17 protein-coding genes are annotated in these 13770 nt (G+C 66.0%); 7 read left to right on the top strand and 10 right to left on the bottom strand.

Going from position 1 to position 13770, the window contains the following annotated elements:
* Positions 1 to 62: 62 nt before the first annotated feature.
* The 5 genes from Q8R75_RS15750 to bioB form a co-directional block, all read right to left on the bottom strand.
* A complete protein-coding gene (locus Q8R75_RS15750) occupies positions 63 to 2003 on the bottom strand; it encodes a 5'-nucleotidase C-terminal domain-containing protein (protein ID WP_305614748.1) in 1941 nt (646 codons plus the stop codon).
* Between the two features lie 126 nt (positions 2004 to 2129).
* Positions 2130 to 2384: a hypothetical protein gene (locus tag Q8R75_RS15745; RefSeq protein ID WP_305614747.1), complete on the bottom strand. Its 255-nt coding sequence runs from the start codon at positions 2382 to 2384 to the stop codon at positions 2130 to 2132.
* A gap of 223 nt (positions 2385 to 2607) precedes the next feature.
* Positions 2608 to 2781, bottom strand: coding sequence for a hypothetical protein (locus Q8R75_RS15740; RefSeq protein ID WP_305614746.1), 174 nt, complete (start codon positions 2779 to 2781; stop codon positions 2608 to 2610).
* Positions 2778 to 3635, bottom strand: a complete 858-nt coding sequence (locus Q8R75_RS15735; protein WP_305614745.1) for a methyltransferase domain-containing protein — start codon at positions 3633 to 3635, stop codon at positions 2778 to 2780. The genes Q8R75_RS15740 and Q8R75_RS15735 overlap by 4 nt, the downstream gene beginning before the upstream one ends.
* A 62-nt stretch (positions 3636 to 3697) precedes the next feature.
* Complete coding sequence (gene bioB, locus Q8R75_RS15730; RefSeq protein WP_305614744.1) at positions 3698 to 4678, bottom strand: biotin synthase BioB; 981 nt, start codon at positions 4676 to 4678, stop codon at positions 3698 to 3700.
* A gap of 71 nt (positions 4679 to 4749) precedes the next feature.
* On the opposite strand from bioB, the gene Q8R75_RS15725 reads away from it, so the two are divergent.
* Positions 4750 to 5457 carry a ComF family protein gene (locus Q8R75_RS15725; protein WP_305614743.1) on the top strand — a complete coding sequence of 236 codons (708 nt, stop codon included), beginning with the start codon at positions 4750 to 4752 and terminating at the stop codon, positions 5455 to 5457.
* Between the two features lie 52 nt (positions 5458 to 5509).
* A complete protein-coding gene (locus Q8R75_RS15720; protein WP_305614742.1) occupies positions 5510 to 5992 on the top strand; it encodes a tRNA (cytidine(34)-2'-O)-methyltransferase in 483 nt (160 codons plus the stop codon).
* Between the two features lie 6 nt (positions 5993 to 5998).
* Here Q8R75_RS15720 and Q8R75_RS15715 read toward each other — a convergent pair whose 3' ends face one another.
* From Q8R75_RS15715 to Q8R75_RS15695, 5 genes are read right to left on the bottom strand one after another with little or no spacing between them, the layout of a single operon-like run.
* The gene (locus Q8R75_RS15715) at positions 5999 to 6991 is read right to left on the bottom strand and encodes an NAD(P)H-dependent glycerol-3-phosphate dehydrogenase (RefSeq protein WP_305614741.1); all 993 of its coding nucleotides are present in this window, start codon (positions 6989 to 6991) and stop codon (positions 5999 to 6001) included.
* A gap of 16 nt (positions 6992 to 7007) precedes the next feature.
* Positions 7008 to 7454: an SH3 domain-containing protein gene (locus Q8R75_RS15710; RefSeq protein WP_305614740.1), complete on the bottom strand. Its 447-nt coding sequence runs from the start codon at positions 7452 to 7454 to the stop codon at positions 7008 to 7010.
* Positions 7454 to 7933: a protein-export chaperone SecB gene (gene secB, locus Q8R75_RS15705; protein WP_305614739.1), complete on the bottom strand. Its 480-nt coding sequence runs from the start codon at positions 7931 to 7933 to the stop codon at positions 7454 to 7456. Before secB ends, Q8R75_RS15710 begins: the two co-directional genes overlap by 1 nt.
* 41 nt (positions 7934 to 7974) lie before the next feature.
* Positions 7975 to 8232: a glutaredoxin 3 gene (gene grxC / locus Q8R75_RS15700; RefSeq protein WP_305614738.1), complete on the bottom strand. Its 258-nt coding sequence runs from the start codon at positions 8230 to 8232 to the stop codon at positions 7975 to 7977.
* 4 nt (positions 8233 to 8236) lie between these two features.
* The gene (locus Q8R75_RS15695; RefSeq protein ID WP_305614737.1) at positions 8237 to 8647 is read right to left on the bottom strand and encodes a rhodanese-like domain-containing protein; all 411 of its coding nucleotides are present in this window, start codon (positions 8645 to 8647) and stop codon (positions 8237 to 8239) included.
* A gap of 266 nt (positions 8648 to 8913) precedes the next feature.
* Here Q8R75_RS15695 and gpmA point away from each other — a divergent pair, with 266 nt between their 5' ends.
* The 5 genes from gpmA (at position 8914) to moeB (ending at position 13704) form a co-directional block, all read left to right on the top strand.
* Entirely contained in the window at positions 8914 to 9732 is an 819-nt protein-coding gene (gene gpmA, locus Q8R75_RS15690; protein ID WP_305614736.1) for a 2,3-diphosphoglycerate-dependent phosphoglycerate mutase, read from the top strand.
* Positions 9729 to 10955 carry a peptidoglycan DD-metalloendopeptidase family protein gene (locus tag Q8R75_RS15685; RefSeq protein ID WP_305614735.1) on the top strand — a complete coding sequence of 409 codons (1227 nt, stop codon included), beginning with the start codon at positions 9729 to 9731 and terminating at the stop codon, positions 10953 to 10955. The genes gpmA and Q8R75_RS15685 overlap by 4 nt, the downstream gene beginning before the upstream one ends.
* A gap of 33 nt (positions 10956 to 10988) precedes the next feature.
* On the top strand, positions 10989 to 12377 hold the full coding sequence (locus Q8R75_RS15680) for a S41 family peptidase (RefSeq protein ID WP_305614734.1): 1389 nt from the start codon (positions 10989 to 10991) through the stop codon (positions 12375 to 12377).
* 85 nt (positions 12378 to 12462) lie between these two features.
* Entirely contained in the window at positions 12463 to 12924 is a 462-nt protein-coding gene (locus Q8R75_RS15675) for a hypothetical protein (protein ID WP_305614733.1), read from the top strand.
* Positions 12925 to 12951: 27 nt separating this feature from the next.
* Positions 12952 to 13704 carry a molybdopterin-synthase adenylyltransferase MoeB gene (moeB, locus tag Q8R75_RS15670; protein WP_305614732.1) on the top strand — a complete coding sequence of 251 codons (753 nt, stop codon included), beginning with the start codon at positions 12952 to 12954 and terminating at the stop codon, positions 13702 to 13704.
* The last annotated feature ends 66 nt before the right edge of the window (positions 13705 to 13770 follow it).

The raw sequence follows: 13770 nt of genomic DNA, 5'->3' as shown, positions 1-13770 counted from the left end.
GCAAGACGGGCAGGGTAATCGAAGCGGCCCGCCGGCGATAGCGGACGGGCCGGGAGGCTGAATCAGACAGCGACGGCGTTGCGGCGGCGGGCAAACACGCCGAGCAGGCCCAGGCCGGCCAGCAGCATGGCCCATGTATCGGCTTCCGGCACCGGCGAGATCGCCAGGTCGACCAGGCGACCTGCCGGGTCGAGCGGATCGGCGACGCCGTAGCGGCTGGCACTGATGACGCCGCCCAGACCGCCTTCCGAGATTGCGTCGGTGATGTATTCCTGCAGCGCCTGCTGGTAGGTGATCGAACTGACGGCATTCTCGAATTCGATGCCGGCAGCCGCGAACGGGTAACCGTCGCCACCGTTGGCGGTGAAGTCGATCGTGGTCAGCGAGAAGCTGCGTGCGCCTTCCACGACTTCACCGTTCTGCACCAGCACGGTGCCGTCATCGAGCACGATGCTGACGATGCGGTCGCCCGACGCCCGCGTCGTGTCATACACGACACGCATGCCGGACACCTGGGCAAAGCGGCCGTCAGCACTGCCGCTGGCCGATGCGTTGGCAACCGAATGCTCCATGATGGTCTTCAGCTGCTCCGCATCGACGCTCGGTGCGACATCGACCAGATTGGTGAAGGGCAGCACGTCAAACGTGTTGCCCACGCTGACGTTGCCGACGCTGATCGAAGTACGGATGCCGCCGCCGTTCTGGATCGCGATGTCGGTGCCGCCGGCATGACGCATGGCATCGGCAACCAGATTGCCCAGATTCGTTTCCGCATTGCGCACACCTGCCTGGAAGCTGCCGGGCGTACCCGCCGCGCCGCGTGCTCCGTTCAGGAACACGTCCGACGTCCCGATCACGGTCGCATTGAGATCATTGACGTACATCTGGACCGGATCGACCACCGCGGTCTTCAGGAAGCTGTCGCCCACGACTGCATCGGTCTGAGCGCCGGACACGCGGTACAGATTGGCGCCGTTGATCGCGGTCACGACACCGGTCGTGTCGTGCAGCGTGAGGTTCAGTTCTCCGACGTAACGGTTGCCGAAGTTCGAGGTCACCATGGCCACGCCTTTGCCATCGGCATCCGCGATCATCTGCGGCAAGCCGGTGATGGCGCGCACATCGTTCGGAATCAGCACATCGTCGGCATCGGCCATCAATTCGTGGCCGCCGCCGGACAGCACGACATCGACGCCGCGCAGACCGGGGATCAGCACGTCGCGCTCGTTGGCGGCGTTCTGCAGGTGGCTGATCACGATGACGCTGCCTGCACCTTCTGCGCGCGCGGCATCGATCTGCTGCTGTACGAAAGGCACCAGCGCCTGCAGGTTCTGCGTCTCGGTATTGCCTGCGCTCCAGCCCCCGGTCAGATTCACCGCACCCGGCGAACTGATGTTCGGCAGCCGCGGTGTCGTGACACCGACCACCGCAACCTTGTTGCCGCCATTCGTGCTCAGCAGCGTGTAGGGCGCGACCGTGCCGGTCGCGGCGAGCGACGCGAATGCGGGCGTGGCGCTGAAGTTGAGGTTGGACGACAGGTAGGTGGTGCCTGAAACCTGGGCGAAGCGCGCCGCGACGTCCGGGCCGAGATCGAATTCATGATTGCCGAACACGGCCGCATCGAAGCCGATGTGGCGCATCGCGATGGCGTCGTAGAAATCCTGACCGCCATCGATGTAGGCCGAGCCCAGATTGGCGAAGCTGGCGTTCAGGCGGGGCCCGGGCAGGAAGGCGTCACCCGCGTTGAGCTTGAACACCGTGTTGCCGGCCAGTTCGGCGGCCGACTCGGCGGCGAACATGACGCTGGCGAGGCGGTCGACGCCGCCGTAGAACGACACGGCCTGCGAGGCGTTGTCACGCAGGTTGCCCTGCGCCGACAGCAGCCAGGACTCCTGGTCACCGACATGCAGCAGCGTGAGACCTTCGGCCAGCGCCGGGCCGGCGAACAGCGACGAAATCAGGATGGCAAGCGTGTGCTTGCGCACGACGAGGGTGGCGTTCATGGGACATCTCCGGAATCGTTGTCAGACGGCGGGCGCGCAGCGGCACCCGACTGTGTGAGCCGGAGGTTAGGGCGCGAAGATGACCGGACTGTGGCCGCGAAAACCCTGCGGCATGGTCTGAACGGACTATGCCGCAGCGCCCGGGCGACGCAGCGCCGACAGCGCCCCCAGCAGGCAACCGACGCCCAGCGTGCCGCAGGCGAAGGTCCATGCCACAGGGGAAGAGATACCCCCGGTCATGTCGAGCACGCCACCGAACACCCGCGGCGCGATGAAGCCGGCGCCGAAGCCGCCGAGCGAATACAGCGCCATCGCCGCAGCGCGCCGTGCCGCCGGCGCAGCATGCACCAGGCCGGCGGTCAGCGAGGCCGAATCAGCCATGACTGCCGTGTTGTACAGCTCCGGCCAGCCAGGCACAGCAGGCCCGAGGTAACCCTCATATCGACGACCCCGCGCCGACGCCCGACACGGCCGGCCATTTCGTTACCGAAAATACCAGGGTCAATTGAAACTGAATCGCGCGCGGGCCGCGATTAAACGCGGACAGACCCCAGCGCCTCGGCGACGCGCATCAGCAGCGTGAGCCGGGCCGATGGCGACATCGTCAGTCGCCGTCCGTCGTCTTGCGCAGACCGGATTTGAGCCGCGCGCGGCTGGCCTTCTTGTCTTGCCGGGCGTGCTCGCCGCCCTTTTTCATCAGCGCCGCAGTGGCCAGCGGGTTGCGCGGCTTCAGGCTGCGTCCCTTGGCGCTGACCCGCACGGCGTCCTTGCGCTTCATAGCCGGCGGCCGCGTTCGAACTGGATGATCGCGCGGCCGTCTTCGGTCTGGCGCGGCTCGCCGCGCCAGGCGTGGCCGTAGATGATCTCCATCGTTGCCGGCAGGCGGCCGTCGTCGCGCAGCCGCAACAGCGCGTCATCGAGCCGCGCACGGGCACGCGGCGTCAGCAGTCCGCGCGGCCGTGCGGCCAATGCGCAGTGGCCGCCGGTATCGGCCAGATCGCGGTACAGCGCGGTCGGCGTGTCGAAGGTCAGCGTGATGTGCTCCATGTCCATCACCGGTTCGGCGAAGCCCGACTCGACCAGCATGTCGCCGACATCGTGCATGTCGATGAATCGATGTGCGCGCAACGGCAGTCCGGCTTCGGCCAGCGCGCCACGCAGTTCGCGCAGCGTGTCCGGGCCGAGCATGGAAAACATGAACAGCCCGTCGACGCGCACGCAGCGCTGCACTTCGCGCAGTGTCGCCGGCAGGTCCGCCTGCCAGTGCAGCGCCATGTTGGACCACACCATGTCGATGCTGCGCGGCGCAATCGGCAGGCGCGCGATGTCGGCACGCACCAGCGCGGTCTGGCTGCCGCCCAGCACCCCGGGCAGCCAGCGCCGCCAGCGCGGTGTGCGGGTCGCTGCCCGCGCGAGCATGGCGGCCGAACGGTCGACGCCGATCATCTGCATGTCGGGGTAGCGGGCGCGCAGCGGCTGCAGATCGGCGCCGCTGCCGCAGCCCAGATCGAGCAGGCGGGCCGGCTTCAACATGACCATGTCAAGCCGCTCGGCCATGCGCCGGGCCACTTCGCGATGCAGCACCGCCGCGTCGTCGAAACGCGCGGCGGCACGCTCGAAGCCGCGCGCCACCGCGCGCGCATCGAGTGCGAGGTCGGGCGGAACCGCAGCGGCGATGGTCGTGCGCTCCGCGCTCAGACCGACTGGATGCCCAGCCGCTCCAGCAGCCGGCGGTCGTTGTCGGCCTGCGGGTTGCCGGTGGTCAGCAGCCTGTCGCCGTAGAAGATGGAATTGGCACCGGCCAGAAAGCACAGCGCCTGCATCTGGTCGTTCATCGCTTCGCGCCCGGCCGACAGGCGGACGTGACTCTTCGGCATCGTGATGCGGGCGCAGGCGATGGTACGCACGAATTCGAACGGATCAAGATCCGGCGTATCGGCCAGCGGCGTGCCTTCGACCTTGACCAGGTTGTTGATCGGCACCGATTCGGGCGGTGTATCCATGCTGGCCAGCGTGGCGATCAAGCCGGCACGGCCACGGCGCGATTCGCCCATGCCGACAATGCCGCCGCAGCACACGTTCATGCCGGCTTCGCGCACCGCTTCCAGCGTGTCGAAGCGGTCTTCCTGAGTGCGCGTACCGATGACGTCGCCGTAGAACTCCGGAGCGGTGTCGATGTTGTGATTGTAGTAATCCAGCCCCGCCTTCTTCAGCGTTTCGGCCTGACCTTCGCGCAGCATGCCCAGCGTGGCGCACGTTTCCAGACCCAGCCCCTTCACCGCCGAAATCATTTCAGCCACCGCTTCGACATCGCGGTCCTTCGGGCCGCGCCAGGCGGCGCCCATGCAGAAGCGCGTCGCACCGGCATCGCGCGCGGCGCGGGCAGCCGCCAGCACCTCTTCGACCGGCAGCAGGTCCTGGCTGGTGACGCCGGTGTCGTGGCGCACCGACTGCGGGCAATAGCCGCAGTCTTCCGGGCAGCCGCCGGTCTTGATCGACAGCAGGGTGGATCGTTGTATGGCATTGGGATCAAAATGCTCGCGATGCACCTGCTGCGCTCGGAACATCAGATCGGCGAAAGGCAGCGCGAACAGCGCCTCGACCTGTTCGGTGGTCCAGCGCTGGGGCACTTGCGAACGGGAGGACGGCGGAAGATGGATGACCTGGGTATGCATGATGTGAAGTCTGGCGGGCGCATCGGCGCCGAAACGGCGAAGCCCGCATTTTCCGCGAAAACGGCCTGCCCATGTTGCACCGCGTAATCGCCGCTGCGCAGGCCGTGCGCAGACGATTGATGCCGCAGGACTGCCGACTGTGCGGCCTGCCATCGGGCGATGCGCTGTTGTGCGCCGGATGCCATGACGAGTTGCCGCGTCTGCCCGCGGCGCATTGCCCGATCTGCGCGCTGCCGGTTCCAACCGCCGACGTGTGCGGCCGCTGCCTGAAGCATCCGCCGGCCTTCGACGCGACGCTGGCTGTCTGGGCGTACGCGGAACCTGCCGACCAGTTGATCCATGAGCTGAAGTTCCGCGCCCGCCTGCCATTGGCCATCTGGTTCGCGCACGAGCTGCACGCGCTCGGCCTGCCGCCCTGTGATCTGCTGCTGGCCATGCCGTTACACCCGAACCGTCTGCGCGAGCGCGGCTTCAACCAGTCGGTCGAGATCGGCCGCGCGCTCGGTCGGCTCGGCCAGCTGAACTTCGATGCCTTCGGTCTGGTGCGCCTCTACGACACGCCGCCGCAGCGCGATCTCGCGTGGTCGCAGCGACGGCGCAACGTGCGCGGCGCATTTGCGGTGCGCACCGAGGTGGCGGGCCGGCATGTCGCAGTGCTGGATGACGTGCTGACCACCGGCGCGAGCCTGCACGAGGTGGCACGCATGCTGAAGGCAGCCGGCGCGCTGACGGTGACCAATCTGGTGCTGGCGCGCACGCCACGGCTGCGCGGGAAGTAGCTTCACCCGCCCCGCCACGGCACAATCGCGTTCCCCGACCCGGCGCGCGCCCATGTTCCACATCGTCCTGTACCAGCCCGAAATACCACCCAACACCGGCAACGTGATGCGGCTGTGCGCCAACGGCGGGTTCAGGCTGCATCTGGTGAAGCCGCTCGGCTTCGAAATCACCGACAAGCACCTCGCGCGTGCCGGCATGGACTACCGCGACCTGGTGAATGTGACGGTGCATGAGGATTGGGCCGCGCTGTCGGACGAACTGGCGCTGCAGCCCGACGATCCGCGGCTTTATGCCCTGAGCACGCGCGGGCGCACGGCACATACGGCGCCGCACTATCGCTCCGGCGACATTTTCCTGTTCGGTCAGGAAACCGCCGGTCTGCCCGGCGCGCTGCTCGACACTGTGCCGGTGGCACAGCGACTGCGAATCCCGATGCAGCCGGAAAGCCGCAGCCTGAATCTGAGCAATTCGGTGGCCATCGTCGCCTATGAAGCATGGCGCCAAACCGACTTCGCTGGCGCGGCGACGCCGTGAACGAGGCTACAGCGGCGGCGTTTCCGCTTTCGGATCACGCGACAACAGGTTTTCCACTGCGTCGGCTGCAGCCAGCCGCCCGTCGAGCACCGCCGCCACCGCCTGCGTGATCGGCATGTCGACCTGCATGCGCTCGGCCAGCGCGGCCGCCTCGCGTGCGGTCGGCACCCCTTCTGCCACATGACCCAGCGTGGTCAATACCTCATCCAGCGAACGCCCTTCGGCCAGCAACAGGCCGACGCGCCGGTTGCGTGACAGATCGCCGGTGCAGGTGAGGATGAGGTCGCCCATGCCGGCCAGTCCCATGAAGGTCTGGCTGCGGCCGCCAAGCGCCACGCCCAGGCGGGCGATTTCGGCCAGACCGCGGGTGATCAGCGCGGCCCGCGCGTTCATGCCGAATCCGAGCCCATCGCACACTCCGGTGGCGATCGCCATGACGTTCTTGACTGCGCCACCGACCTCGACGCCGATCAGGTCGTCGTTGGCATACAGCCGCAGCCGGGGACTGTGCAGCGAGGCGACCAGCCAGCTCGCGAACGCGATGTCGTCGCTCGCCACGGTGATCGCAGTCGGCAGGCCGCGTGCCACCTCGATCGCAAAACTGGGCCCGCTGAAGGCGCCGCGCGAAATGTGCGCCGGCAGGATGTCCCGCGCAACTTGGTGCGGCAGCAGACCGCTGCCGCGTTCGAACCCCTTGCAGGCCCACAGGACGGCGGACACGCTGCTGCGCGCAACCGCTTCGAGCGCTGCACGCAGGCCGGCGATCGGCGTCGCGATCAGCGCCAGATCACAGCCGTTCAGCGCAGACGCAGCGTCGGACGACACCGCAATGCCCGGCGGCAGCGCAATGCCGGGCAGATAACGTTCGTTGCAACGCGTACTGTGCAGCGACCGCGCATGGTCAGCATCGCGTGTCCACAGCGTCACGTCGTGATCCGGCGCATAGGCGACAGCAAGCGCCGTACCCCAGGCGCCGGCGCCCATCACGCACAGCTTCATTTCGGCGAAACCCGGCTCACAGCCCCCAGACCTGGGAGATGCGCACGAAACCGCTCTGGCCGTCACGATGCTTCACCTTCGCCCAGCCTGCGGGCGCCGCTTCGGTCAGTGGTTCGAGCAGTACGCGGCGTTCCGCTTCGAACACCAGCGGTGCGTCGTCTTCTGCACGGACCAGGACGCGCGCGCGCTCGGCGGTGACAATCACCATGCGTGCAGGTGCCAGCGAAGCCGCCTCGACCCAGGCCAGCATGCCGCCCGGCTCGCGCACCTTGACCCATCCGGTCTGGCTGCGCACCACCTCGACCGGCGTGTGGCGTGCGATGACGAACTGCTGACGCGCCTGCCGCGACGGCGCGTCGTACATGACCGCAACGTCCGACAACGACCGGTACTCGACGCCCGCCGCCTGCACGACAGGCGGACAGACGAGGGCGACCAGTGCCGCACACGCGGCCTGCTTCATCACTGCACCGTGGCGCCGTTCTGGCCTTCGGGCGGCTGCTGCATGCGTTGCTGGTAGATCGATTCAAAATTGACCGGTGCCAGCACGACCGGCGGGAAGCCGGCGCGATTGACTGCATCCGACACGCTTTCACGGGCGTACGGGAAGAGGATGGTCGGGCAGGCGATGCCGAGGATCGGCTGGATGTCTTCGGCCGGGACGTTGCGGATCTGGAAGATGCCGGCCTGACGGACTTCAACCAGGAACATCGTCTTCTCTTCAAGCTTGGCGGTGACGGTGACGGTCAGCGTCACGTTGAACACGCCTTCCTGCACGGCCTTGCCCTCGGTCTGCAGCTGGATCTGCACGGTCGGGTTTTCGCGGGTCAGGAAAATTTCCGGCGCGTTCGGGACTTCGAGCGACAGGTCCTTGACGTAGATCTTCTCGATGGAAAACACCGGGCCCGTGGGCTGTTGGGGTTGCACTGCTTCTTCGGCCATTTTTCGCTTCTCGGTTGGGGGTTAAGGCTGCAAAAACCGGCTCACGCCTGCAGCAGGGGGTCTAACTTGCCTTCGCGGTCGAGTGCCTGCAGATCATCGCACCCGCCCACGTGGTAATCGCCAATGTAGATCTGTGGCACGGTGCGCCGGCCGGTTCGCTCCATCATTTCGGAACGGCGATCCGTATCGATGTCGATGCGCACCTTCTCGATGTCGGTCACACCCTTGCTCGTCAGCAGGCGTTCGGCCTGCGAGCAATACGGACAAAAGCCGCTTGTATACATCAGCACGCGTGCCATGGCATCACTTCTTTGTCAGCGGCAGACCGGCCTGTTCCCAGGCGCCGATCCCGCCGTCCAGCGCGAAAACCTTCTCGAAACCCGCCTTGCGAAGCGCGGAGCACGCACTCGCCGAGCGCTGGCCGCTGGCGCAGACGACGATCAGCGGCCGCTGCCTGAACTTTTCCAGCTCACCCAGCCGTTTCGGGATTTCGCCCGCCGGGATGTGCCGCGCGCCATTGATGTGGCCCTTGGACCATTCCGCCTGATCACGCACGTCGATCACCTGCGCGTCTTCGCGATTGATCAGCTGCGTGGCCTGGGCCGGTGACAGGCGCGGGCCCGACACCTTCTGGCGTATGGTCAGGAAGATGAGCCCGGCACCACTCATGAAAGCGGTGATGGCCCAGATGTAGTTGGTCGTTACGAAGTCCATGGAGTCTGAGAGCAGCCAGTGTAGGGGTCGGGATGAAATCGCGTGCCCGGGTTAGCGGGCCGTCGTTCGGAAGCGTCCGACCATTTGATACGCGTCGAAACGCGCAGGTATGTCGATTTTTTACCGGACCGCGAAATGCTTTTTCTGGGAAAATGCCGATTTTAGCCCAAGCGCGCGCGGCTCACCTACAGACCACGAATCAGTAGCGCAACTCTCCGCCGCTAGATGCCGCGCCCGACCCGATCCCACCCTACAGATCCCACCTCATGTACAAGCTCGTTCTGTTGCGCCATGGCGAATCCGTCTGGAACAAGGAAAACCGTTTTACCGGCTGGACCGACGTCGGTCTGACCGAAAAGGGCGAAATCGAGGCGCGCGAAGCCGGCCGCCTGCTCGCCCGCGAGTCCTACCGCTTCGATGTGGCATTCACGTCGGTGCTCAAGCGCGCCAACAAGACGCTGTATGTTGCGCTCGAACAGATGAACCTGATGTGGATTCCGATCCGCCCGACCTGGCGCCTGAACGAGCGCCACTATGGTGCGCTGCAGGGTCTGGACAAGGCGCAGACGGCGCAGCGCTTCGGCGAGGAACAGGTGCTGGCATGGCGCCGCTCCTACGACACGCCGCCGCCTGCACTGGAAGAGGACGACCCGCGGCTAGACCGCAAGAACCCCCGCTACGCCGACGTGCCGAACGAATGCTTTCCGCGCACCGAATGCCTGAAGGACACCGTGGCCCGCGTGCTGCCGTTCTGGAGCGCGGAAATCGTGCCGCAGATCAAATCCGGCAAGAACGTGCTCATCGTGGCCCACGGCAACAGCCTGCGTGCGCTGATCAAGTATCTCGACAACGTGTCCGAGCAGGACATTCTCGGCCTGAACATCCCGACCGCACAGCCGCTGGTCTATGAGCTGGACGACGACCTGACGCCGATCCGCCATTATTACCTGGGCGACCAGGAGGCGATCAAGGCCGCCATTGACGCCGTGGCCAACCAGAGTCGCGCCGTTCCGCAGCGCCAGCGGCCACCGATTCCGGATACGGAGGAGGCGCAGACCGAGCAACGCCCGCCGTGGATGGAGTGACCGTCCGGTTCCTCCTTGCCCTGCTGTGCACCCTGCCACTGGCCGCACAGGCTGAACGCGCGGTCCAGTCCAGTCCGGAACAGCTCAAGGCGCTGCAGCAGCGCATGGAAGCGCTGCGCGATGAGCTTAACCAGTCGGAAAGTGCGCACCGCGAGGCTCGCGACGAGCTACGCGGTTCCGAAAAAGCCATCTCGGACGCCACCCGCGCGTTGCGCGACATCAGCCGGCAGCGCAAGGAGGTCGAGACGGCGCTGGCCCGCACCCGTACCGACATCGCCGCCGGCGAAACAACGCTGCAGCGCCAGCAGGCACAGCTTGCACAACTGCTGCGCGGCCACCAGCGCGCCGGCGAAGCCGATGCACTGCGCCACCTGCTGTCGGGCACCGACCCGAACCAGAGCGCGCGCGACCTGCACTACCTGCGCAGTCTTTCGCGCAGCCAGCTGGCGCTGATGGACACCCACCGCGCTGCGCTCGCGCGGCAGCGCGAACTGCTGGCACAGCAGGACAGCCAGCTCGAACAGATGCGCACGCTGGAGGCGGAACGCGAACTCGAACGCGAACGCCTGGCTGCCGAGAACAATGTGCGCCGCAAGGTGCTAGAACGACTGGCCACCCAGTTGCGCACCGAACGGCGTGAGCTTGCCACTTTGAAGCGCGACGAGGCGAGGCTCAGCAGGCTGATCGAAGCCCTGTCGAAGAAAAGTGCGCGCACCGTGCCACGTCCGGCACCCGGCGCAGCGCCGCCAGGTGACAACCCGGAACCCGCCCGCAACAAGGCGGACACCGGCCCGGTCGTCAAGTCTCTGCCGGTCGATCATGGTGGCCAGCCGTTCGTGAAGTTGCGCGGCAAACTGCCCTGGCCGGCCAGCGGCGAACTTGCGCGCCGCTTCGGTGCCCAAAGTGCCGATGGCGGCACACCGTTGCGTGGCATTTTCATCCGCGCCGGTGCCGGAGACGTGAAAGCCGTGGCGGCGGGCACCGTGGTGTTCGCCGACTGGCTGCGCGGCTTCGGCAACCTGATCATCGTCGACCACGGCGACCACTATCTGAGCATCTACGGCAACAACGAAGCCCTGCTCAAAGGGGTGGGCGCACGCGTTGGCAGCGGCGAGAACATCGCCTCGATCGGCAGCAGCGGTGGGGCTCTGGAATCGGGTTTATACTTTGAATTGCGGCATCAGGGACAAGCGCTGGATCCCTTGAAATGGGTTTCCCGCTAGATTTCCGGCCGATACACACGCGGAGTGCTTTCGATGCAAAAGAAGCTGCAGCAAACCGGCCTGATCATGATCGGGCTCTGTGCAGGTGTGCTGCTCAGTCTCAATTTCTCCGCCAATGCGAACAAGACGCCCGGCAGCAGCCTGCCGGTGGAAGAACTCCGCCAGTTCGCTGACGTCCTCAATGCGGTCAAGGCCAGCTACGTCGAGCCGGTCGATGACAAGAAATTGATCACGCAGGCCATCAGCGGCATGTTGTCCGGCCTCGACCCGCACTCGGCCTACCTTGATCAGGATGCGTTCAAGGACCTGCAGGCCGGCACCCAGGGCGAATTCGGCGGCCTCGGCATCGAAGTCGGCATGGAAGACGGTTTCGTCAAGGTGGTGTCGCCGATCGAGGACACACCTGCGTTTCGCGCCGGCATCAAGTCGGGCGACCTGATCATCAAGCTGGACGACACGTCGACCAAGGGACTGAACCTCGGCGACGCGGTCAAGCGCATGCGCGGCAAGCCGAACACCAGCATCCGCCTGACCATCGCGCGCAAGGGCGAAACCAAGCCGATCGAAGTGACGCTGATGCGCGAAGTGATCAAGGTGCAGAGCGTGAAGTCCAAGCTGGTCGAGCCGGGCTACGGCTACCTGCGGCTGACCCAGTTCCAGGAGCAGAGCGCGGAAGATCTGGTCAAGCATATCGGCAAACTCTACAAGGACGGCGAGCTGAAGGGTCTGGTACTCGACCTGCGCAACGATCCTGGCGGCCTGCTGCACGGCGCGGTCGGCGTATCGGCGGCTTTCCTGCAGCCGAAGGCGCTGGTGGTATCGACCGACGGTCGCACCGATGACGCAAAGCGCCGTTTCATCGCCTCGCCGGAAGACTACCTGCGCGGCAGCCGCGATGACTTCCTGCAGACCCTGCCTGCAGGTGCCAAATCGGTACCGCTGGTGGTGCTGGTGAATTCGGGATCGGCTTCGGCCTCGGAAATCGTCGCCGGCGCCCTGCAGGACCACAAGCGCGCTGTCATCATGGGCACCCAGACCTTCGGCAAGGGTTCGGTGCAGACCATCATGCCGCTGACCAACAATACGGCGATCAAGCTGACCACGGCACGCTATTACACGCCGAACGGTCGCTCAATCCAGGCCAAGGGTATCGTGCCGGACATCGTTGTCGAGGAAAGCGCGAATGGCAGCACCGGAATGCGCCTGCGCGAAGTCGACCTCGACCGCCACCTGAACAACGACAAGGACGTGGAAATCCCGGCCATGCCGGCCGATGCAGGGGCCAAGGGCAAGCCGGGTCCGGCGAAGGAAGACGAGGACGGCAAGCAGGCTGCGCCGTTCGAATTCGCGACCAAGACCGACTACCAGTTCACACAGGCGCTGAATCTGCTGAAGGGCCTGCAGATCATGCAGAAGAACTGAGCTGCGACCGCGACCATGCGGTCTGGCCAGCGTGTCCGGCGTCCGCATGCGGACCGTCGGACCTACCGGATTGAGGAGCTGAATGATGGCCGCTCATGCAAGCAAGCGTCGTTTTGGTCGCGAACACCGCGCCCCGCGCAAGCCGGGTTACGGCCCTCAGGCCGGTCTGATGAAGCACCGCGAACTGCGCTTCAGCCTGCGCAGCTACGAGCGGATCGATGAAGCAAGCCGCTTTCTCACCGAACAGGGCAACATCACCGTCACCGGTCGCCGGGGTCGCGCACTGGCCATCGAGTACAGTCTGGCCGAGCACAGCTTTCGCAGCATCGAACGGCTGCTCGACCAGAACGGCTTCCACACCGACACCGGGCTGGTCATGCGCATCCTGCGCGCGCTGCTGCACTTCTGCGAAGACACCCAGCTGCGCAACCTGCGGCAGCCGGAACGGCTGATCAAGAAATCGAACGAAATCTATGTCAAGGCCTGGCAGCACCATCCGCATGGCGACCATGACGACACGCCGACCGAACTGCGCGACTACCGCTGACACCGCACGGCCGCAACCTTTTCTGCAATGAACGACGAACAACTGCTGCGCTACAGCCGGCACATCCTGCTGGACCCGATAGGTATCGAAGGACAGGACAGGCTGCTCGCATCGCGTGCCCTGATCGTCGGCGCCGGTGGCCTGGGCTGCCCGGCGGCGCTCTACATGGCGGCAGCCGGTGTCGGCACGCTGGTGATCGTCGACGATGACGAGGTCGATCTGACGAATCTGCAGCGACAGGTGCTGCACCGGCAGCATTCGGTCGGGCGGGCCAAGGTCGAGTCGGCGCGAGAAGCGTTGCACGACATCAATCCGAGCATCGCGGTGATCGCGCTCAAGACACGGCTGGCTGGCGACGCTTTGCGCGAACAGGTCGAGGCGGCCGACGTGGTGCTCGACTGCAGCGACAATTTCGCTACTCGCCATGCCATCAACCGCGCCTGCGTGGCCGCGCGCACGCCGCTGGTGTCCGGTGCGGCGATTCGTTTCGACGGTCAGGTGTCGGTATTCGACAGCCGCGACGCCGGGGCACCCTGCTACCACTGCCTGTTTCCGGAAGGTGGCGACGCCGACGAGGTGCGCTGCGCGGTGATGGGCGTGTTCGCGCCGCTGACCGGCATCATCGGCACGATGCAGGCCGCCGAGGCCCTCAAGCTGCTGGCGCACACCGGCCAGTCGCTGGCCGGCCGGCTGCTGCTGCTCGACGCACTGGGCATGGAGTGGCGCAGCATCACGCTGCCACGCGACCCCGCATGCGAAGTCTGCGGCCAGCGGACCTGATCGCCCGGTTCCTGCCCACTCGCCGCCGCAGCGACGCCGTCGGGCAGACCAACCTCAGCACATCGC

The organism is Methyloversatilis sp. (genome assembly GCF_030696805.1).
Classification (GTDB): domain Bacteria; phylum Pseudomonadota; class Gammaproteobacteria; order Burkholderiales; family Rhodocyclaceae; genus Methyloversatilis.
Note: the sequence above shows the minus strand (reverse complement) of the source record. Positions and strands in the feature narration are given on the sequence as shown.

Excerpts from the sequence above, each read along its gene's own strand:
- Q8R75_RS15750 (WP_305614748.1), bottom strand. The coding sequence starts at position 2,003 with ATGAACGCCACCCTCGTCGTGCGCAAGCACACGCTTGCCATCCTGATT.
- gpmA (WP_305614736.1), top strand. The coding sequence starts at position 8,914 with ATGTACAAGCTCGTTCTGTTGCGCCATGGCGAATCCGTCTGGAACAAG.
- Q8R75_RS15680 (WP_305614734.1), top strand. The coding sequence starts at position 10,989 with ATGCAAAAGAAGCTGCAGCAAACCGGCCTGATCATGATCGGGCTCTGT.
- moeB (WP_305614732.1), top strand. The coding sequence starts at position 12,952 with ATGAACGACGAACAACTGCTGCGCTACAGCCGGCACATCCTGCTGGAC.
- Q8R75_RS15720 (WP_305614742.1), top strand. The coding sequence starts at position 5,510 with ATGTTCCACATCGTCCTGTACCAGCCCGAAATACCACCCAACACCGGC.
- Q8R75_RS15710 (WP_305614740.1), bottom strand. The coding sequence starts at position 7,454 with ATGAAGCAGGCCGCGTGTGCGGCACTGGTCGCCCTCGTCTGTCCGCCT.
- secB (WP_305614739.1), bottom strand. The coding sequence starts at position 7,933 with ATGGCCGAAGAAGCAGTGCAACCCCAACAGCCCACGGGCCCGGTGTTT.
- grxC (WP_305614738.1), bottom strand. The coding sequence starts at position 8,232 with ATGGCACGCGTGCTGATGTATACAAGCGGCTTTTGTCCGTATTGCTCG.
- bioB (WP_305614744.1), bottom strand. The coding sequence starts at position 4,678 with ATGCATACCCAGGTCATCCATCTTCCGCCGTCCTCCCGTTCGCAAGTG.
- Q8R75_RS15740 (WP_305614746.1), bottom strand. The coding sequence starts at position 2,781 with ATGAAGCGCAAGGACGCCGTGCGGGTCAGCGCCAAGGGACGCAGCCTG.
- Q8R75_RS15725 (WP_305614743.1), top strand. The coding sequence starts at position 4,750 with ATGTTGCACCGCGTAATCGCCGCTGCGCAGGCCGTGCGCAGACGATTG.
- Q8R75_RS15715 (WP_305614741.1), bottom strand. The coding sequence starts at position 6,991 with ATGAAGCTGTGCGTGATGGGCGCCGGCGCCTGGGGTACGGCGCTTGCT.
- Q8R75_RS15695 (WP_305614737.1), bottom strand. The coding sequence starts at position 8,647 with ATGGACTTCGTAACGACCAACTACATCTGGGCCATCACCGCTTTCATG.
- Q8R75_RS15745 (WP_305614747.1), bottom strand. The coding sequence starts at position 2,384 with ATGGCTGATTCGGCCTCGCTGACCGCCGGCCTGGTGCATGCTGCGCCG.
- Q8R75_RS15675 (WP_305614733.1), top strand. The coding sequence starts at position 12,463 with ATGGCCGCTCATGCAAGCAAGCGTCGTTTTGGTCGCGAACACCGCGCC.